The organism is Kitasatospora sp. NPDC052896, assembly GCF_044547075.1.
GTDB lineage: Bacteria > Actinomycetota > Actinomycetes > Streptomycetales > Streptomycetaceae > Kitasatospora.
In genome coordinates, this window is sequence record NZ_JBITZU010000036.1 from 19,686 (window position 1) to 38,183 (window position 18,498).

17 protein-coding genes are annotated in these 18,498 nt (G+C 73.1%); 13 read left to right on the forward strand and 4 right to left on the reverse strand.

Annotated elements, in window-relative coordinates; all coding sequences use genetic code 11:
* Positions 1-97 precede the first annotated feature (97 nt).
* Both ACIGXM_RS35150 and eccE read right to left on the reverse strand, forming a co-directional pair.
* Positions 98-814: a hypothetical protein gene (locus tag ACIGXM_RS35150; RefSeq protein ID WP_396568181.1), complete on the reverse strand. Its 717-nt coding sequence runs from the start codon at positions 812-814 to the stop codon at positions 98-100.
* Complete coding sequence (gene eccE, locus ACIGXM_RS35155) at positions 814-2,115, reverse strand: type VII secretion protein EccE (RefSeq protein ID WP_396568182.1); 1,302 nt, start codon at positions 2,113-2,115, stop codon at positions 814-816. The genes ACIGXM_RS35150 and eccE overlap by 1 nt, the downstream gene beginning before the upstream one ends.
* 330 nt (positions 2,116-2,445) lie before the next feature.
* On the opposite strand from eccE, the gene eccB reads away from it, so the two are divergent.
* The 13 genes from eccB (at position 2,446) to ACIGXM_RS35220 (ending at position 13,554) form a co-directional block, all read left to right on the forward strand.
* Entirely contained in the window at positions 2,446-3,969 is a 1,524-nt protein-coding gene (gene eccB, locus ACIGXM_RS35160) for a type VII secretion protein EccB (RefSeq protein WP_396568183.1), read from the forward strand.
* A gap of 127 nt (positions 3,970-4,096) precedes the next feature.
* Entirely contained in the window at positions 4,097-4,417 is a 321-nt protein-coding gene (locus ACIGXM_RS35165; protein WP_396568184.1) for a WXG100 family type VII secretion target, read from the forward strand.
* A 64-nt stretch (positions 4,418-4,481) separates the two neighbouring features.
* The gene (locus ACIGXM_RS35170; RefSeq protein WP_396568185.1) at positions 4,482-4,781 is read left to right on the forward strand and encodes a WXG100 family type VII secretion target; all 300 of its coding nucleotides are present in this window, start codon (positions 4,482-4,484) and stop codon (positions 4,779-4,781) included.
* Between the two features lie 30 nt (positions 4,782-4,811).
* Complete coding sequence (gene mycP, locus ACIGXM_RS35175) at positions 4,812-6,008, forward strand: type VII secretion-associated serine protease mycosin (RefSeq protein ID WP_396568186.1); 1,197 nt, start codon at positions 4,812-4,814, stop codon at positions 6,006-6,008.
* Entirely contained in the window at positions 6,005-6,328 is a 324-nt protein-coding gene (locus ACIGXM_RS35180) for a hypothetical protein (RefSeq protein WP_396568187.1), read from the forward strand. Before mycP ends, ACIGXM_RS35180 begins: the two co-directional genes overlap by 4 nt.
* Before the next feature lie 12 nt (positions 6,329-6,340).
* Positions 6,341-7,873, forward strand: coding sequence for a WXG100 family type VII secretion target (locus ACIGXM_RS35185; protein ID WP_396568188.1), 1,533 nt, complete (start codon positions 6,341-6,343; stop codon positions 7,871-7,873).
* Positions 7,831-9,102 carry a S8 family serine peptidase gene (locus ACIGXM_RS35190; RefSeq protein WP_396568189.1) on the forward strand — a complete coding sequence of 424 codons (1,272 nt, stop codon included), beginning with the start codon at positions 7,831-7,833 and terminating at the stop codon, positions 9,100-9,102. Before ACIGXM_RS35185 ends, ACIGXM_RS35190 begins: the two co-directional genes overlap by 43 nt.
* Positions 9,099-9,398: a hypothetical protein gene (locus ACIGXM_RS35195; protein ID WP_396568190.1), complete on the forward strand. Its 300-nt coding sequence runs from the start codon at positions 9,099-9,101 to the stop codon at positions 9,396-9,398. The genes ACIGXM_RS35190 and ACIGXM_RS35195 overlap by 4 nt, the downstream gene beginning before the upstream one ends.
* Entirely contained in the window at positions 9,395-10,783 is a 1,389-nt protein-coding gene (locus tag ACIGXM_RS35200; RefSeq protein ID WP_396568191.1) for a putative T7SS-secreted protein, read from the forward strand. The genes ACIGXM_RS35195 and ACIGXM_RS35200 overlap by 4 nt, the downstream gene beginning before the upstream one ends.
* Positions 10,767-11,477 carry a hypothetical protein gene (locus ACIGXM_RS35205; RefSeq protein ID WP_396568192.1) on the forward strand — a complete coding sequence of 237 codons (711 nt, stop codon included), beginning with the start codon at positions 10,767-10,769 and terminating at the stop codon, positions 11,475-11,477. The genes ACIGXM_RS35200 and ACIGXM_RS35205 overlap by 17 nt, the downstream gene beginning before the upstream one ends.
* Before the next feature lie 119 nt (positions 11,478-11,596).
* Positions 11,597-12,238: a hypothetical protein gene (locus ACIGXM_RS35210; RefSeq protein WP_396568193.1), complete on the forward strand. Its 642-nt coding sequence runs from the start codon at positions 11,597-11,599 to the stop codon at positions 12,236-12,238.
* Between the two features lie 24 nt (positions 12,239-12,262).
* A complete protein-coding gene (locus ACIGXM_RS35215) occupies positions 12,263-12,571 on the forward strand; it encodes a hypothetical protein (RefSeq protein ID WP_396568194.1) in 309 nt (102 codons plus the stop codon).
* Positions 12,571-13,554, forward strand: a complete 984-nt coding sequence (locus tag ACIGXM_RS35220; RefSeq protein ID WP_396568195.1) for a WXG100 family type VII secretion target — start codon at positions 12,571-12,573, stop codon at positions 13,552-13,554. The genes ACIGXM_RS35215 and ACIGXM_RS35220 overlap by 1 nt, the downstream gene beginning before the upstream one ends.
* A gap of 23 nt (positions 13,555-13,577) precedes the next feature.
* Here the strand turns inward: ACIGXM_RS35220 and ACIGXM_RS35225 are convergent, their stop codons facing one another.
* Complete coding sequence (locus ACIGXM_RS35225; RefSeq protein WP_396568196.1) at positions 13,578-14,363, reverse strand: hypothetical protein; 786 nt, start codon at positions 14,361-14,363, stop codon at positions 13,578-13,580.
* Between the two features lie 164 nt (positions 14,364-14,527).
* Entirely contained in the window at positions 14,528-18,397 is a 3,870-nt protein-coding gene (gene eccCa, locus ACIGXM_RS35230) for a type VII secretion protein EccCa (protein WP_396568197.1), read from the reverse strand.
* Positions 18,398-18,498: the final 101 nt, after the last annotated feature.

An 18,498-nucleotide genomic window follows, 5' to 3' on the forward strand; every position in this document is an offset into this window, starting at 1 on the left:
TGCCGCCGGCGGCTCACGGCCCGGACCGTCTTCCGGCCCCGGCCCCGACCCCGGCCCGGCCGTTCACGCCGTCCCGACCGGTCGCGAGCGCGGACGGTCAGTCAAGCCTGCGGGCCGGGCCGAGGAGTTGCCGCTCTGTGGCGGTCGCGACGGTCCGCACCAGGCACCGGTGCCCGCCGGCGTCCCAGAGCGCCTGGTCCTCCCCGAGCCGGGGGAGTGCCTGGACGTCCGCCGCCGGCAGGCCCAGCGCGCAGCCGGCGGCTGCCGCCTCGGCCGGCGAGAGCCGTTGCAGGGCGACCAGGTCGGCGCCGGCCGGCAGGTGCTCCGCGTCCGGCGCGAGGAACGGGAGCAGGGTGAGCGTGATCTGCCAGGGGAGCGCGGCCGGCCGATGGCGGCCCGGTCGGGCGCCGCGGTCCAGGACCACCAGCACCGGCCGGGCCGCGCTCGCGTCCTGCTCGCCGAGCCGGCCGACGCTCTGGACGCTGACGGCCGCCCGGTCGAGCCCGTGCCAGTCCCGCGGACGGCCGGTCTCCACCACCACCCGGGCGCCGAGCGCGACCGCCCGCAGGATGAGGACCTGGGTGAGCCACCGGCCACCCAGCACGACCAAGTCCAACGGGCCGTCCCGGAACAGCCCGCAGCGCACCGGCTCCCCGGTGGGGTCGACGCCCAGCGGCAGCCCGTCGTCGCCGAGCGGCAGCGTCGCCGAAGCGGCACCGAGGTCGACCCGGTGCCGCGGCCGGCGCGGGCCGAGCAGGCCACGGCCGGGTGCGGGCGGGACGCCGGTCGAGCGGGCCGGGCTTGCCGTGGCCATCAGCGGGTACCGCCCAACGGCAGGGTGGCCAGCACGCCGGGCAGCTGCTCACGGTCCAGTCGGACCAGCAGCGCACCGGAGTTGGTCGCCGCAGTGCTCAACTCGTCACTCAGCAGGTCGAGTTCGTCGGAGCTTTGGGTCACCAGTCGCAGGTTGCCGGTCAACTCGGCGGTGCCGTACGGGCCGTCGCCGACGGTGATGCTGAGCACGGTGGCGAGTGCCGGCAGCGCCGTCAGTCGCCGGGTCAGCTCCGGCAGTGCGCCCGGTGCGAGCTCGGGCCATCGGCCGAGCCAGAACACCGAGTGCCACCGGTTGCCGCACTGCCAGTGGGTGGCGGTCTCCGTGCTGCGCTGGTGTCTGTCGGCGGTGTGTGTGCACGCACACGATTCGGTGTGTGTGCACGCATGCGGCTTGATGCACGTGCACGCACGCGGTTGGGTGTGTGTGCATGCACACGGTTCCCCGCGTCGGCATGCGCACAGTTCGGTGTGTGTGTCCGCACATGGTTCAGTGCGTGTGCCCACACACAGTCCGGAGTGTGTGTGCACGCACAGTGCGGTCCCGAGCGCCGCGAGCAGCCCGGCCTCGTCGAGCAGCACGGCCTCGAAGCCGGACTGCCGCACCGCCCGGGCCAGTTGGTCGGCGGCCAGTACGACGCAGCGTCGCGCGCCCAACTGCCCGCCGCCGCGGGCGAGTACGGCCTCCGGGCAGAGTTCGGGGGCGAGCTTGAGGCAGAGCCAGCTAAGCCGTACCGCAGGGGGCGCCAACCCCGGCTGCTCCGAAGCCAGTCGCGGTGCGGGGCCGGGCTGGACGTACTGCAGCAGCTGGACCGACTCCAGCCGGACCTCCGCGGTGCGCAACGCGCCATGCAGCAGCGCCAGATCGAGCGAGGGCTGCTCGCGGGCGGTGCGCAGCGGCGAGCCCGCCGGGCGCACCGCGAGCACGGCGGTCAGGAAGGTGCCGTCGCCGACCAGGCCGACCGCGCGGCCGTCCCGGCCCTGGTGGGTCAGCGTGCGCAGCGCCGGTTCGCACTCCAGTAGGGCGGCGAACGCCCCAGTGCCGTCAGCGGTTTCGCCCCGTCGATCGGCCACGCGCCGGCGTCGGCGCAGGGCCCGGAGCTGTCCGAACGGCCGCCGTTCCGGCTCGGGCAGCAGCCCGGCCAGCACCAGCACCGCCAGCACGACGGTGGGCACCAAGGCGCGCGGGGCGCACACCCGGACGGCGGCCACCGCCCCGACCGCGACCTCCGACAGCACCAGCCGCCGCACCCGCTGCCCCGGGGTGCGGGCGATCAGCGGCACCGCCGGGGTCGCTCGTCCGGGTGATGCCGGTGGCAGGGCCGCGCGAGGTCGCGGCTCGCGGCCCGTGCCGATCGGACGGTGACGCGGCCTGGTGGCGTCGGACATCCCCCGGATCCCTCCGTTGCGATGGCAGCCCGGCACCCTGCGCACGTTCCGGCCTGGTCGCGGTGGGCGGCTTCGGCATAGTAGGCGCCCGAACCGGCCGACGGCGTCCGGTCGGTGTGGTGTCGGCGCGGTGTCGGCACGCCGTTGCGGCAGCCGGAGACCGCCTGTAGCGACGGCCGGAGCGGCCGACGGCGAGGCGGCCGGCGAGGATGGGAGGGAGTGGCCGTGGTCACCCGAAAGGATCAGCTCAACGCCTACGCCTTCGCCCGCCGTCGCACCGTCGCGGCCTTCCTGCAACCCGCGCTCACCGCCACCGAGGCCCCGCCGCCGAGCGCGCTCGGTGCGCTGCTGCCGAGCGTGCTGGCCGGCGTGCTGCTGCTCGCCGCGTTCGGCGCCTGGGGCATCTTCCGGCCCGGAGCCCCGCCCGGCTGGGCCACCGTCGGCGGCAACGTCCTGGTGGGCAGCCGGTCCACCACCCGGTACGTGGTCCTGGAGACCGACGGCGTCCGCGAGCTGCGTCCGGTGCTGAACCTCGCCTCGGCCCGCCTGCTGCTGGACCCGGCCAGGTTCCGGGTGCTCAAGGTCGACGAACGGGTCCTGGACGGCCCGACCCTGCCGCACGGCCCGGCCATCGGCATCCCGTACGCGCCGGACCGGTTGCCCGAACCCCCGGTCGCCGCCGAACCGAAGGTGTGGGCGGTCTGCGCGCAGCCCACCACCGCCGGCTCGGGCCGGGCCGCCCGGCAGGAGGTGTTCGTGCTGTCACCGCGCCAGGCGGGGCAGGCGCTGACCGCCGCCGGCACGCTGAGCGGCAGCGCGGCGCTGTACGTCGAGGGGCCGGACGGCCGGCGCTACCTGGTCGACGCCGCGGGCACCGCGTTCCCGCTCGGCGGCGCCACCGACGCCGAGCGCTCGCTGTTGGCCCGGTTGCTCTTCGGCCAGGGCGTTCGCCCGCGGCCGGTCGGCGCGCAGTGGCTGGCGGTGCTCGGTCGGGGCACCCCGCTGGACATCCCGACCGTGCCGGGGGCCGGCCTGACCTCCACCGCGCCCGGGCTGGACGCGCGGAGCAACCAGGTCGGGACGGTCGTCGAGGCCGCTTCCGGCACGGCCACCCACAAGTACGTGGTGCTCACGGACCGGATCGCCCCGGTCTCGGACCTGACCGCCCACCTGCTGCTGAACGGTCCGCAGGCGGTCGGCCGCTACCCCGAGGGGCGGGTGGCCGCCATCCCGGTCGCGGCGGCGTCGGTGGCCCCGGACAACGCCGCCTTCGACGCCGACCGGGGTTGGCCGGCGTCGGTCCCGACGGTGGTCAACGGTGTTGCGGCCGGGCTCGACGGGACCACGGGACAGCCGACCGTCTGCGCCGTGCTGCACCAGGGCCGGACGGACGGACCAGGCCGCCCGGTGCTCGGCGCCTGGGCGGGTGCCGGGTTCCCGGTGGCCGCGCTCGCGGCGACGTCGAGCGTCTACGTCTCGCCCGGGACGGGGTTGCTGTACCGCGAGCTGAGCGGCCCGGCGGGCGGGGAGCCGGAGGAGTCGTACGCCCGCTCGGGGCCGCTCTACCTGCTGACCGACACCGGTCTGCGCTATGCGCTGGCGGGTGACGGATCACCGGGCGACCAGGCCAGGACCAGGCTCGGCTACGACCGGATCGAGCCGACCGCCGTCCCCCGGCCGTGGTCCGACCTGCTGCCCAGGGGACCCGTGCTCGACACCGCCACGGCCCGCCGGGCGCGGCAGCCGTGACTACGCAGCGCCGACTTTCCACTACGAACCGTGTTGATCGTCACCCGCCGTGTTGGCTAAGGTGACGGCCGAACGACCGGACGTCTTCCCGGAGTTCGTTCGCCGCGTCCAGCGCGAGGGGTCCCGCATGGCAGAGCAGTTCACCACCACCGAAGCCGAGATGCGCGCCTTCTCCGCCCGCATCGACGCGGTCAACGGGCAGGTGCAGGCCGAGATCGCCCGCCTGCAGGCGGTCGTCGACACCATCACCTCGGGCTGGCGCGGCGCCGCCGCCGGCGCGTACCAGGCGCTGCAGGCGGAGGTGAACCAGGACGCCACCCGGCTGAACGACATCCTGCGTGGCATCAAGGACGCGATCGACGTCACCACGACCAACTACGCGCGCAGCGACGAGGAGCAGCGCGCCGACCTGGCCGGCCTCGCCTCGCAGGGCAGCGTGTTCGGCTGAACCGATCCACTCGGCGAGCCGTCTTCGGCGAGCCATCTGGCGTCTGAGGCAAGGAGTTCGGACCGTGTCCGGAGCACCCATTCTCGTCAACTCGCAGACCATCTCCCAGGCCGCCCAGGACATCCGCACCACGGCGGGGAACATTCAGGGCCAACTGGACGAGCTGGCCGCGGGCGTCAGCCGCGTCGCGCAGAGCTGGGAGGGATCCGCGCAGACCGCCTACCGGGCCAGGCAGGCCGAGTGGGACCGGAAGGCGGCGGCACTGCGGGCCACCCTGGAGCAGATCGCCGGCAAGCTGGACGCGGCCGCGGAGAACTACTCCGCCACCGAACGCGCCAACACGAGCGTGTGGCACCAGGACTGACCGGCCGTGACGCGGTGGTGGCCGCTCGCCGTGGGCCCACTCCTGACCGGCGCACTGCTCGCCGTCGGCCCGGGTGCCACCGCGGCCGACGGCGGCGACTGCGGCTTCCCGGCCAAGCCGATCCCCGGTACCCCGTGGGCGCTCCAGCGCATCCCGCTCGCCGAACTGCGCGAGCAGTCCACCGGCCGGGGTGTCAAGGTCGCGGTCATCGACAGCGGGGTGGACGTGGTGAACCCGCAACTCGCCCCGGCCGTCTCCACCGGCGACGGCTTCGACGTGCTCGACCCGGCCGGCAACGGCACCAGGGACGACTTCGGCCACGGCACGAAGGTGGCCGGCATCATCGCGGCCCGCCCGCTGGCCGGCACCGGCTTCGTCGGACTCGCTCCGGAGGCCGCTCTCATCGCCGTCCGGCAGAACGACGGGCACGGCAACGGCCCGGTCGAGGGGCTGGCCACCGCGATCGACCGGGTGGTGGCCGAGGGCGCGAAGGTCGTCAACATCAGCCAGGAGACCGCCCTCGACCAGGATCCGCCGCCCCTGCGCCGGGCCGTCGGCAACGCCCTGGCGGCGGACGTGGTGATCGTCGCCGCCGCCGGCAACGACGGCGCCACCGGGCGGTCCAAGGTCAGTTACCCGGCCGCCTACCCCGGGGTGCTGGCCGTGGCCGCCACCGATCGCGACAACGAACGCGCGCCCTTCTCGCAGCGGGGTGGCTTCGTCGGGGTCGCGGCGCCCGGCGTGGACATCGTCTCCACGGTCCCGGCCGGCGGCCACTGCACCGACCAGGGCACCAGCTTCGCCGCCCCCTACGCGGCCGGCGTGGCCGCCCTGATCCGAGCCAAGCACCCGAGCTGGACGGCCCGGGAGGTCGTGGCGCAGATCGAGCAGACCGCGCAACGCACCGACGGCGGCCGCAACGACTCCGTGGGCTGGGGCGTGGTCGACCCGCTGGCCGCCCTCACCAGGGACACCGCCGGCCCGGTCGAGGCCCCGACTCCCGACCCTGACCCGCCCGCCCCCGCGGGCGGTGTCACCCCCGTCGCCGTCTCAACCGCGGCCCCGGAGTCCGGGCGCCGCATCCGGGACGCGACGTGTGTGGTGGCCACTGGGTTCCTGGCCATCGTTCTGATCGCCGGGGTCGCGACCGTCCAACGCGACCTGCGAGGCCACCGTGACCGCCGTGACTGCCGTGACCGCCGCCGAGAAAGAGGAACCGCACCATGAACACCGTGGACCGCTTCACCGTGGACCTGAGCGCGCTGGAGGAGGTCCGGCGCCGGCTGAGCACCATGCTCGGCCAGCTGGACGGGACCGCCGTGGACGCCAAGTACAAGACGACGATCCCGGCCGGCTGCCTCGGCGCCCGCGAAGACCGCTTCCAGGAGGCAGCCGGCCTGCGCCTCGCCCACGACACGGCGAAGGAGTCGATCGGCGCGATCGTCACCCACCTCACCAGCCTCATCGACAGCTACCGCACCAAGACCGGGATCGTGCACGGCAGTTACCAGGACAGCGACGCGGCAGCCAAGCACCTGATGCAGTAGGGGAGTTCGAAAATGCCCGACGGTGCCTGGGACAGCAAGGCCATCAACGCCGGTGCCGACGACCGCGCAGCGGCGAAGGCCCAGAAACACCGCGCGAAACTCCTCCGCGAAGCCCGCGCGAAGCCGGCGAACAGGGCCCCGAAACCGGACAGTTGCTTCACCAACCTCCGCCTCGACCAACTCAAGGCCCTGATCGAGAACGCCGACCCCGGCCAGGTGGAAACCATCGCCGGTCACTGGGACAACGTCCACGACGCCTTGATCGGTCCCGGCGGCATCAGCGACCAGCTCAACTCCGCCGTCTCCCGGACCCTGACCACCTGGACCGGTCCCGCCGCCGACGCCTTCGCGACAGAAGCAGCCTCGATCGCCACCCAACTCACCAACGGCGCGGGCTACGTCGCCAACACGAGCAAGGCCCTGAAAGGCGCAGCCGACTCCCTCCGCCAGGCGCAGGGCGCAATCGCCGCGATCCACACACCGAGCGAGGCCGCGAACGTGATGCACGCGATGACGACGAGGTACGACGACCGCCAGTTGACTAAGGACCTGGCCAACCCGGAAATCGACACGGCAACGGCCCTGGAACTGAACCGGGGCACGCTGTCACTGGGGAGGCAGCAGGAGTTGAGGGCGGCGGTGGTGTTGGAGGGGTTGGCGAGTAGTTATAAGGGGTGGCAGGAAGTGCTGGGATCGCTGCCATATGTGGACAACAGTGCTACGACGATCCCTCCAGCGCCTGCATTTTCCTCGCCTTCTGAAGTAGCATTCCCCTCCAGTGGTGTGGGGAATTCTATTTCTCGTTTTGAGGGCAGGCGGGCCGTGGCAGGGGAGTCACGGGGATCGGCTGGTGAGAGAAAACTGTTGCAACCGAGCAGGAACGACCATGGATTCTATGGGTCAATGCTAGTTTCATCTGCCAGCAAAGGTAATGGTGCGGGGCTCAGCGATGGCCTTGGGCTGGAGTTGGGAACTGTCCCAGAAAAAAGCAGCCCAGTTGCTATTTCCAGCGGAGGTCCTGCTTCTCTCCTTGGGGCCATCAGTCCTGGAATCTCGGGGGATAGCAGTGCTGCGAGGGAATCGGATGGCTACCTTGCCGACAGCTCCGGGGGCATTTATGGCTCGAGTGAAGTTTCGGCAGATAAGTTCATCGAAAGCGGTCTGGATAGAGCTGAAGAAGCTACGGTTAGCAGCTGGTCGGAAGAATCTTCCGGAGTCACCTTTCGAGGTGAAGAAGGTGTGGGGGATGATCCTCGTTTCGCAATTGTGACAGGTCGTTCGATGGGCCTCCCCGGCATTGATGGCGCAACAAGCGCACCTGGGGATCATGACCCTACGATCCGTGATCCCGTCGCTGATCCTGGTCTACATGGAGGCCAGAGTGGGGGGTATGGAATTGGGGGCAATGGAATAGCGCCTGGAATGCCTGGCGGAGGGCGGAGAAAGAATCGAAGAGTGGGTGGGGAGAATTGTCCGAGCTACTTGGTTGAGGATCGGGAGAAATGGCTGCCAAAACTGGAAACTATTCCCCCAGTTATCAAGTAGTTTGTGAGGTTCGGCGTTGCTTTAAGTTATCGCGAATCCGCCTCAGCGGGTGTTGCTGGTGGCGGGCTGCGAGTGTTTCCTGTGCGCCATTGATAGTGGCCTTTGTGTGGCTAGCGTCTAATTCGGCGATTGCGGAAGACTGCTATCGCAGTAAGCAGTGGGCCCTCTCTGCTTTTAATGTGGACGTAGTTTGGAAAGTCTCAACTGGTGTTGGAGTAGTTGTCGGAGTGCTCGATAGTGGAGTGGATAGTGGCCATCCTGACTTGGTTGGGCAGGCCTTGCCGGGTATTAGCGTGATTCAAGGAGGGGGTCTTGCAAATGTGGCAGATAACTTTGGTCATGGCACCCGTATCTCGGGGCTAATTGCCGCCAAGGGTCATGGTCCTGATGGCAGTCAAGGGGTCAAAGGATTGTCCCCGGGTGCCAAGATTCTCCCGGTAAAGCTAAGCGATGGTGACTCGACCTATGGCCCCGGAAATCCCCTTGCCCGTGGCATCCGCTACGCAGTGGATCACGGTGCCAAGGTCATCAACATCTCAGCCCTGCTCAACGTCCTCGGCCAGCCCGAGCGCGACGCCCTGCAGTACGCCCATGACAAGGACGTCATCGTCGTTGTCGGCATCGGCCAGACCGCCACCGAGAACGACATCGGCCTCCCCGCCTTCCCCGGCGTAGTCTCCGTCGGCGGGGTTGACCAGAACGGCGAGCTTTGGCGTGAGTCCAACTCCAGCCGTTACCTCACCCTCCTCGCGCCCGCCGTGGGGATCGTCTCCACCGCGCCCCACGGGGCGTACAGCCAAGCCGATGGCACCTCCGACGCGACCGCCTACGTCTCCGCGGCCGCCGCGCTCGTGCGGGCCAGGTTTCCCCATCTCACGGCCGGTCAGGTCGTGAACCGTCTGATCAGGAGCGCGGGCCTGCCCCCGTCCGTCCAGGGCGCGCATCTCGCGCTCCCCGATCCGCGGCTGGGGTACGGCTTCGTCCGGCCGTACTCCGCGCTGACCATGGACATCGATCCCGGGCCGGCGGCCGGCCCGCTCCCGCAGCCCGCCGGCACCCCCACCCCCGCCCCCACCGCGAGTCCGGGAAGGCCCGGCACCGCATTCACCGCCGGTGCGACGACCCTCGCGCTGGGCGGCTTGCTCGGTGCGGCGTACGTGGTGATCCGGCGGCGCAGGGAAGTCCACCGATCTTCCCAATCCTCCCGATCTTCCGAGGAGCCGTCGTGAGCACCGATTTCAGCGTCGACCTCGCCGAGCTGGACAAGCTCGTCGCAGGCCTCAGATCCAGCGCCGACGACCTGGCGTCCGCGCTGGACGGCCTCGGCCTCGCCGATGGCCATCGCACGGGCACCGAGTCGATCGACCAGGCCTGCGAGCACTTCAGGGGCAGGTGGCAGCACGGCCTCGGCCGGCTCCGGGACTGCGTGCAGGCGCTCGACGGTGGCCTGGCCGCGGTCAGGCGGAACTACCAGCAGACCGAAACCGAGGTAGCCGCCTCGATCGGCAAGGAGACGAGCCCTTGAGCACCCCGTCCTTGAGCACCCCCTCCCCGAGCACCGCGGCGACGCCCTGGCCCGGCCTCGGGTTCGATCCGGCACCGGGAGATCCCGCGAGCGTGCAGGCCCTGGCCGCCGGCCTGGGCAAGGTGGCCGATCACCTGGTCTCGGTGCACGACACCCTCTCCACCATCGGCAGGAACGACGGCGAGTGGACCGGCCCGGCGGCCGAGGCCTTCGCGGCCAAGCTCGGCGAACTGCCCGGCTACCTCCGGCGGGCCGGCGACTCGGTGCGCCAGGCGCGCGACGCGCTCAGCGCCTGGTGGACGGAGCTCAACGGCAACCACGCCAAGGCGGCCGACCTGGAGCGCCAGGCGGCCGGCGCCCGGGCCGAGTTGGCCGACGCCCGAGCGTCCCACCAACGGGCCGCCGCCGACCCCGACCTGAGGCTCGTGGACCGTGCCCGCACCTACCCCGATCCCGACGCGCTCGCCGCCGCGCAGCATCGCTACGACCGGGCGGTCGCCGTGCTGGGCGACGCGCAGACGCGACTCGACACGGCGACGACCTCGCTCGACGCCCTCCTCGCCGCCGCCGACCGCCTCCAGGACGAGCACCAGCGCGTCGCCGAGGCCCGAGCGGACCTGATCCGCGAGGCCGCCGACAGCAAGGCGCCGCCCGAGCCGGACTGGCTCGACCAGGCCTGGGAGTGGGTGGAGTCGCACTCGGACTGGCTCAGTGTGGCGGCCGGGATCAGCGGGGCGATCGCGGTCTTCTGTCCGGCGTTCGCGGTGCTGACCGTCGGACTCAGCCTGCTGGCGCTGGGAGTGCACACCACCCAGTACGCCACCACCGGCCGGCTGTGGCCGCCGGGACGGCACATCGGCGACTATCTGACGCTCGGCGGTGACCTGTTGGGGGCGGTCCCGGGGATCGGGCCCGCGGCCAAGGGATTCACGGCGGCTCGGACGGCTCGGGCGGCAGCCGCGGCCGAGGAGGGCACGGTCGCCGGCCTCCGGTCCGGAGTGACCGTCGGAGTCCGGGAGTTCGCCGGCTGGGCCAAGGCCGACGATCCGACCAACCCGCTCGTCACCAGGCTGCCGGAGGCGTTGGCGAGCCGGCTCGGCGCGTCGCCGGACGCCGTGCAGCTGACCGGTGACGTGGCGCAGGCGGGGACCGGTGTCGCGTTCGCCGCGCCGACCGCCTGGGCGGCCTACGCGGAGGACGAGGAGGGCGGCGACCCGACCGCCACCGACGCCTCGGTCTACGCCACCGGTGGCGGCAACGTCGTCACCGGCGTGCCGATGTCGGCGGAGCGGAACAGGGTCGCCGCGATCGCCGGCGCCGGCGCGGCGATCGGCAGCACCGTGGGCCTCGGCAAGTGGTACGCGAGCCATGCGCACCAGCACTGAGCAACCCCCGTACTCGCCACCGGCGTTCTGGTTCACGCTGCCCGCCGGTTTCCTGGAGATCCCGCTGACGGGGGCTCCCGAGAACCGCCTGCCGACCTTCGCGGACGCCCTCGCGCCGCTCTTCCCGGACGCCACCCCCCAGCAGAAGCTGAGCCTGCTGCGGAGCAGCGAGGCCGCTGCCCGGCGATTGCTCGCCGCGGGAACGGGCTACCTGGCCGGCTGTCTGTTCCGGACGGACGGCGGTGGGCTCACCACCGCCCTGCTCGCGGTCCAGCTCGTCGGGGCGCGCTGCCGCGACCGGCGGCGGTTCGCCCGGAGCACCGCGCGGCAGTGGGCCGGCGAGGAGGCGGCCGAGCTGGAGGCGGGCGTGCTGGAGGTGCCGTACGGGCCGGTCGCGCTGCTCGCCTCCCGTCGTGAGGTCCTGGTGCCGGCAGCGGTGTTCGGGGTCGGGCATCCCCAGGTCGAGCAGGTCTACCAGCTGCGGGCCGGCCTGCCGCTGCTCACGCACGACCGGGCCGCGATCCTGACCCTGACCACCCGGGACGCGGACAGCTGGAGCGACTACCTCGGGGTGTTCTCGCACGTCCTGGCCAGTGTGTCGGCGACGGAACCACGGGACGGGGAGCCGTCATTCGTGACTACGGCGACCGGAGCGGTGACGGTACGCGATGATGTGCGTAGCGTATTCGGATGAGGGGACCGGCGTTGAGTACTGAACCGGAGTTGAGTACCGCAGCGGCGCGACCCGCCCCGGCCGGGCCGCGCCGGCGGAAGTTACTCGCCCTGCGCCGGGCACTGGTGATCATCGTGCTGGTGCCGATCGGCGCGACCGGCCTGACCTTCCTAATGCCGTACCTGGGGATCGTCCCGCAGGTGGTGCTCTGGATCGCCTTCGCGGGCCTGGTGTTCCTGCTGCAGCGGGACGCCCTGCGGGCCAACCGGATCGGCGGCACGGTGATGGTGATGACCGGCTGTCTGATCGGTGCGGCGACGGGCAGCCACGCGGCGGACCTGGCACTGCTGGCGCTGCACGGCCGCCAGGTCCAGGTGGTGACCGTGCAGGACGCGGTGTTCCACAAGAACTACCGCGACCCGCAGGACAGTTACTACACCTGCAAGGTCACGCACCTGGACGGGAGCCCGGTGCCGGGCGGCCCGACCACCAACTGCCGTGACCGTCACGCGGGGGAGACCCTCACGGTCCTGGAGGACCCGGAGGGGCGGGTGGGCCCCGCGGAGCCCGGCGCACTGGCCGCGATCGTTCCCGACAGCAGCCTGCTGGTCCTCTTCTCGCTGATCAGCGTGGTCTCCGCGCTGATCGCGGTGTCCAGCGACGCGGGGCGGCGCCGGCGCTACCCGGTGGTGCTCCCGGCCCCGGCGGTGGTTCCGGCTCCGACCCCGGCCCCGGTTCCCATGAAGGATCCCGACGAAAGCGCCGCCCCGAACGAGGCGTGAGCGCACCGCACAGAAGGCCGAGGAATGGTCAGATACGCCGTCCACCCGCAGGCGTTGGAGGAGTTCGCCGCGATCGTCGAAGCCCAGCACGAGCGGCTGAGCGCCGCCGGGGCCGCTCTGGCGGACGTCCGGCTCCCGCCCGACGCCTTCGGCCGGCTGCCGGACTCCGCCGTGCTGCACGACGCGTGCGCGCGGCACGCCCGGGCCGGGCAGCGCGACCGCCAGGTCCTGCTGGACGCCCTCGCCCGCACGGCCCGGGGGCTGCGCGACAACGCCCGGGCCTACCGCCAGGCCGAGGACGACGCGGCCGCCGGTCTCAGCGGCGACGGGTAGTGGGACGCCCGACGGACGACGCCTACCGGTGGGCCCGGGACGGCGACCCGCAGCCCCTCCCCGCGCTGCCCGACCCTCCGGAGCCGGCTCCGGCCCCGCCGGACCACGGGCTCGACCGGCTGGTCCGGACCGCCCTGCGGGCCACCGGCCTGCCGGCCCTGCTGGAGTCGGTGACCGGACGGTCCGCCGAGGTCCGGACGGCGGCCGAGGAGTGGCACCGGCAGGCCGTCACCCTGGCGGAGACCGCCGGGGCGCTGCGCACCGGCGCGCTCACCGTCGCCGCCCAGTGGGAGGGGATGGCCTCGGACGCCTTCGGCGGGCACCTGGGCGAGGTCGTCGCGGCGATCGACGCGACGGCCGAGGACGCGGCGCGGACCGCCGGGATCCTGGCGCAGGCCGCGCGGGAGTGCCGGCAGGCCGAGGAGGTGGCGGTCGGGCTGGTCCGGGAGGCGGTCGAGTGGCTGATCGCCGAACTCGCGGCGATGGCGCTGGTCGACGTCGCCAGCGCGGGCCTGGCCGTGCTGCTGGAGCCGGTGCTGTCGGCGGCCCAGGTCGCCGGCTGGGTGGCCCGGGTGGAGCGGGTCTCGGTCCAACTGGGCCTGACACTGCGGCGTCTGGAGCGCGCGGCCCGGGAGCTGCGGCAGGCCGAGCGGGTCGCCGACCGGCTCCGGAAGGGCTGCGAAGCACGCCGGGTGGCGGCGGAGATCCGCCGGGCCGCCCGGGTCGGGCGGTTGCTGCGCGCCGACGTGCCGAAGCGCGACTGGCTGGCGAACCGCCTGGTCGCGAAGGGGGTCGAGAGCGCGGTCGCGGTCCCGCTGCGGGCGGTCACCGGGCCGGACGCCGAGCCTGCGGGCCCGGGCTGGCGGTCCGGGGTGGACCTGCTGGCGCGGTCGCACCGGCACGCCGCCGACCCCGCCGACCCCGCCGATCCCGTCCGGGCGCGGCCGTACACCGTGCCGCGCCCGGAGAGCCCGTTCGGCTGACCGGTCGCCGGAGCGACCGCCCGTCAGCTCGGCGCGTACATCTGGTCGCGCAGCTGCGCGGTGGCGTCGGCGAGCCGGCCCAGTTCGGCGGCCGAGGGCCCGCCGGGGGTCTGGCTGATCAGCGTGACCGTGCCGATGGTGCTCCGGTTCGACCAGGTGCACCAGCCCTCGGTGCCCATGGCGCCGTTGACCTCCATGCCCGTGCACTCGATCGGGACGTCACCGGAGTTGTTGCCCTTCGCGGGGAACTGCAGCATCGGTCCGAGCTGCTGCGCGCCGACCACCTTGATGTTGGCGATCGCCAGCTTCATCCGCGCCGCCGGATCCTTGATGTCCCCGTAGGCGGAGAAGACCTGGTACCCGGGTGCCGAGCCCATCCGCCCGTCCGGGCTGTAGGTGAGGCTGTCCAGCCGGGTCAGCCCGAGGTCCTGCTTGTTGTGCCCGGTCTGGTCGGTCTCCGCGTCCGTCCCCGGCCGGTCGTCGCTGGTGAGCGGCACCAGATTCAGCGGCAGGCCGTTGAGCGTGACGGCCGGCGGCTCGACCAGCTTGTGCATGGCCACGGTGGACTGGGTCTGCCTGCTGATGGCGGGCCAGGCGAGTGCCGTGATCAGGCCCTCGACCACCACGATGATCGGGATGGAGATCCTGACCACCCGCCAGTTGACCGGCCCGAACAGCCTGCGCCCGGCCGGCGGCGCCGGAGCGGGCTGCTGCGGTGCCGGTGGTGCCTGCTGCGCCCAGGCCTGCGGCTGCTGCTGTTGCGCGTACGGCTGCCCACCGGGCCCCAGGTGCTGCTGGTAGTTGCTCATGTCAGTCGAGTCCTCACGCTGCGGGCCGCTGCGGACGGCAGTCGGCGGCAGATAGGTGGTGCTGGGTGGTGCCGGCGGTCGGCGGGGGCGTGCCGGCCGACAGACAACCATGACCCCTGGTCACCTCGACCACTGGCCCGACCCCCTCACCATCTGGAACATCCTCACCGGATTGCGTGCCACCCAGTCTGGACCACGCGCGGCGCTCCCCTTCGCCCGACGAAGACTCCGCGCCCCGGCGGCAGTGCCCGCGGCCTGACGCCGCCGAGCAGCGGGCCCTCGGCGGCGTCCCCGGAGAGCAGCACGCCCTGCGCGCCCAACTCCCGCATCCGCGTGGTCACCGGCTCGAACGAGGCGCGCCCGGCGCCGGCCGAGTTCCGCGCGACGATCACCCGCAGCCCGAGGTCGCGGGCGAACGGGAGGTACTCCAGCAGCGGTTGCAGCGGGTTGCCACCGGCGACCGCCACCAGGTCGTAGTCGTCGACGACGACGAAGGCGTCCGGCTGGTGGTACCAGCTGCGCTCGTCCAGCTGCTCGGGGGTGACGTCCGGTCCGGGCAGCCGGCGGCCCATCGAACCGGCCAGCGAGGTCAGCACCTCCCGCAGCTGCGGCTGCGCGGTGCAGTACTGGTGCAGGTGGCGTTCCGGCAACCGCCCGAGGTGCGCCCGCCGGTAGTCGGCGACCACCAGCAGCGCCCGCTCCGGCGGGTAGCGCTCGGCGATCTGGTGCGTCAGCAGCCGCAGCAGCGCGCTCTTGCCCGACTCCGCGCCGCCGTAGACCAGGAACAGCGGGTCGGTCTCGAAGTCGACGAAGACCGGTGCCAGCGCGTCCTCGTCGATGCCGAAGGCGACCCCGGAGCGTGGCTGCTCGCCGCCCCCGGGCAGCCGGTCGGCGTCCAGCAGCTCGGGCAGCAGCCGCACCCGGGGCGCCGGCGCGCCCGGCCAGGCGTCGCGCACCGCCGTCACCAGGGCCGCGGTGCCGTCCGCGAGGTCCTCGACGACGGCCGAGCCGTCCAGTCGGGGCAGCCCGGCCAGCCAGTGCAGCCGGTCGGGGGTCAGGCCACGGCCCGGCCGGCCGATCGGGACGGTTCCAGCCCGCCGGCGGTCGACCTCGGAGTCCATCGGGTCGCTCAGCCGCAGCTCGACCCGGCCGAGCAGCTGGTCGCGCAGGCCCGGCCGCAGCTCGCCGGGACGGGCCGCGGTGATCACCAGGTGCACGCCGAAGTTGAGGCCGCGGGCGGCGATGTCCTGGACCACCGGCTCGAGCGGCTCGTTCTCGCCGCGGAAGGCGGCCCAGCCGTCGATAACCAGGAAGACGTCACCCCAGGGCAGCTCCGGGAACCGGCCGGCCGCCCGGTGCCGGCGGTAGGTCTCCACCGAGTCGATCCGCTCGGCCCGGAAGAGCTCCTCCCGGGCGTTCAGCACGCCGTGCACCTCGGCGACGGTCCGGCGGACCCGCTCCGGATCGAGCCGAGTGGCGACCTGGCCGACGTGCGGGAGGTCGTCGAGCGCGAGCAGGCCGCCACCACCGAAGTCCAGGCAGTAGAACTGGGTCTCGGTCGGCGTGTGGGTGAGCCCGAACGAGGCGATGACGGTTCGCAGCAGGGTGGACTTGCCCGAGCGCGGACCGCCGACGACCAGCGCGTGGCCGGCCGCGCCGGAGAAGTCCAGCGACCACACGTCACGGCGCTGCTGGGCGGGCCGGTCCACCAGGCCGACCGGCACGGTGAGCCGGCCGAGCGCGGGGTGCCCGGGGGCGGTGAGCCCGCGCTCGGGAGTGGCGACGAGCGGCGGCAGCAGCCCGTCGAGGGACGGGGACCGCTCCAGCGGCGGCAGCCAGACCCGGTGCGCCGGCGGGCCCTGGCCCGCGAGGCGCCGCACCACCGCCTCCAGCACGGTCTCGCCGTCCACCCCCAGCACGGGCGGCTCGACCGCCGGCAGCGGCACCGGCGCGGCGGTGAACAGCGCCGGACGCCGCCCGCCGCCGACCGGAGCGCCCGAACCGCCCGGTCGGTGGGGCCCGGAGACGTATCCGGCGGTGAACCGGACCAGGCCGTCGGTGCCGGTCCTGAGGTAGCCGACGCCCGGGACCGGCGGCAGGTGGTAGGCGTCCGGCACGCCGATCGCCGTGCGCGACTCGGCCGCCGAGAAGGTCCGCAGCCCGATCCGGTAGGAGAGGTAGGCCTCCAGGCCGCGCAGCCGGCTCTCCTCCAGACGCTGCGAGGCGAGCAGCAGGTGCACCCCCAACGACCGTCCGATCCGTCCGATCTGGATGAAGACGTCGATGAACTCCGGCCTGGCGGTGAGCAGTTCACTGAACTCGTCGATCACCAGGAGCAGCGTGGGCAGCGCCGCGAGTGCCGCGCCGGTCGTCCGGGCCCGTTCGTAGTCGGTGAGGTTGGCGAAGTTGCCTGCCGCGCGCAGGAGTTCCTGGCGGCGGGTCAACTCGCCGGAGACGGCCTCGGCCATCCGCTCGACCAGCGCGAGGTCTTCGGCCAGGTTGGTGATCAGCGCGGCCACGTGCGGGAGTTCGGCCAGCTCGGCGAAGGTGGCACCACCCTTGAAGTCGGCCAGGACGAAGTTCAGCGTCTCCGGGGAGTGGGTGGCCGCGAGCCCGAGCACCAGAGTGCGCAACAGTTCGGACTTGCCGGAGCCGGTCGCGCCGACGCACAGGCCGTGCGGTCCCATCCCCTCCTGCGCCGCCTCCTTGAGGTCGAGCAGCACCGGCTCGCCGCCCTCGCCGACGCCGATCGGCACCCGCAGCCGCTCCTGCGCGGCGCGCGGTCGCTCCAGCAGGTCGGTGAAGTCGAGCCCGGAGAGCGGCGGTTCGTCGCCGCCCGGACCGGCGGGCCGGAGCGGCGCGAGCAGCCGGGCCAGCGCCTCGGCCTGGACGCCGCTGATCCGGTCCGGCCCGCCGCGGTACGTCGTGCCGTCCGGGAGTTCCACGGAGAGCCGCTCGGGCGTGGCCGTGAGCCGCAGGTCACCGCGCGCCCCGCCGCGGAGCAGCTCGATGACGGTCACCCCCTGCAGGCCCTCGCCGCCGACCAGCGGTGAGTCACCGGGCACCCGGCCGCCGTCCAGCAGCACCACCAGGTGCGGCCGGTCGAGGACCGGCGGACCGCCCGGGTCGAACCGCGGCCGGCCGGACAACCGGTCCGCCAGCAGGGTCTCCAGTTCGTCCAGGCCGCCCCGGACCAGCCGGCCGCTGCCCGCACCGTCGGCCGAGCCGACGTCCTGCGCGTGCGGCAGCCACTTGGTCCACTCCCACGCCGCCGCCGAACCGGGCCCGCAGGCCACCGCCAGCACCAGGTCCTCGGGCGAGTGCAGGGTGGTCAGCTGGGCGAGCAGGGACCGGGTCACCCCGTGGACGGTCTCCGGGTCGCCGGCCAGCGCGAGGTGGCGGAAGCCGCGCAGCGCGACGGTCATCGGCATCGCGTCGAGCGTGCCGTGGGTGGCGACCAGTCGCTGGACGGCCTGCGCGGTCAGTGGCTCCAGCCGGTCCAGCGGGGCGGTCGGCGGCAGCGTGATCGGCGTGGCGAGCCGCTGGGTGCCGGTGCCGATCCGGACCTGGCCGAAGTCCGGGTCCCCCGGCCGGCGTTCCCAGACCCGCCGGCCGTCGGCGGCCAGCGCCCACAGCTGCCCGGGATCGGGGTGGGTGAAGAGCGCGGCGGCCCGTTGCAGCCGGGCGGTCCGGCGCAGCCCGCGGCGGGCCTGGCCCAGATGGCGCAGGTGGTCGCGTCGGTCGCGCGTCAGGTCACCGGAGTCGCCGCGGCGGGCGTGGACGAGCTGGGCCAGCGCCATCGCCACGGTCGAGGCGGCCATCAGGCCACCCATCACCTTCATGAACCCGGTGGCCCCGGGCAGGAAGAGGAACGCGGCGGAGGAGCCCATGCCGAGCAGCGGCAGCAGTTCGGTCCACCCGCCCCCACCGTCCCGCTCCGGGGGGAGTTCGGGCGGCGCCACCAGAACGACCGGCTCACCCGGCACCCCCGGGGGTGACAGCCTGGGCAGCCGCTTGACGGTGACCACGCTCAACTCGGCACCAATCCTCGATGATTGACGACAGCTCGGCGGCGTCCCGGCCCGGGCCGGGACGATCGTAGTGGGGCCGGGACACCCGGTCGGCGCGCCTAAGG

Excerpts from the sequence above, each read along its gene's own strand:
- ACIGXM_RS35150 (WP_396568181.1), bottom strand. The coding sequence starts at position 814 with ATGGCCACGGCAAGCCCGGCCCGCTCGACCGGCGTCCCGCCCGCACCC.
- ACIGXM_RS35165 (WP_396568184.1), top strand. The coding sequence starts at position 4,097 with ATGGCAGAGCAGTTCACCACCACCGAAGCCGAGATGCGCGCCTTCTCC.
- ACIGXM_RS35180 (WP_396568187.1), top strand. The coding sequence starts at position 6,005 with ATGAACACCGTGGACCGCTTCACCGTGGACCTGAGCGCGCTGGAGGAG.
- ACIGXM_RS35185 (WP_396568188.1), top strand. The coding sequence starts at position 6,341 with ATGCCCGACGGTGCCTGGGACAGCAAGGCCATCAACGCCGGTGCCGAC.
- ACIGXM_RS35190 (WP_396568189.1), top strand. The coding sequence starts at position 7,831 with ATGGCTGCCAAAACTGGAAACTATTCCCCCAGTTATCAAGTAGTTTGT.
- ACIGXM_RS35205 (WP_396568192.1), top strand. The coding sequence starts at position 10,767 with ATGCGCACCAGCACTGAGCAACCCCCGTACTCGCCACCGGCGTTCTGG.
- ACIGXM_RS35215 (WP_396568194.1), top strand. The coding sequence starts at position 12,263 with ATGGTCAGATACGCCGTCCACCCGCAGGCGTTGGAGGAGTTCGCCGCG.
- ACIGXM_RS35225 (WP_396568196.1), bottom strand. The coding sequence starts at position 14,363 with ATGAGCAACTACCAGCAGCACCTGGGGCCCGGTGGGCAGCCGTACGCG.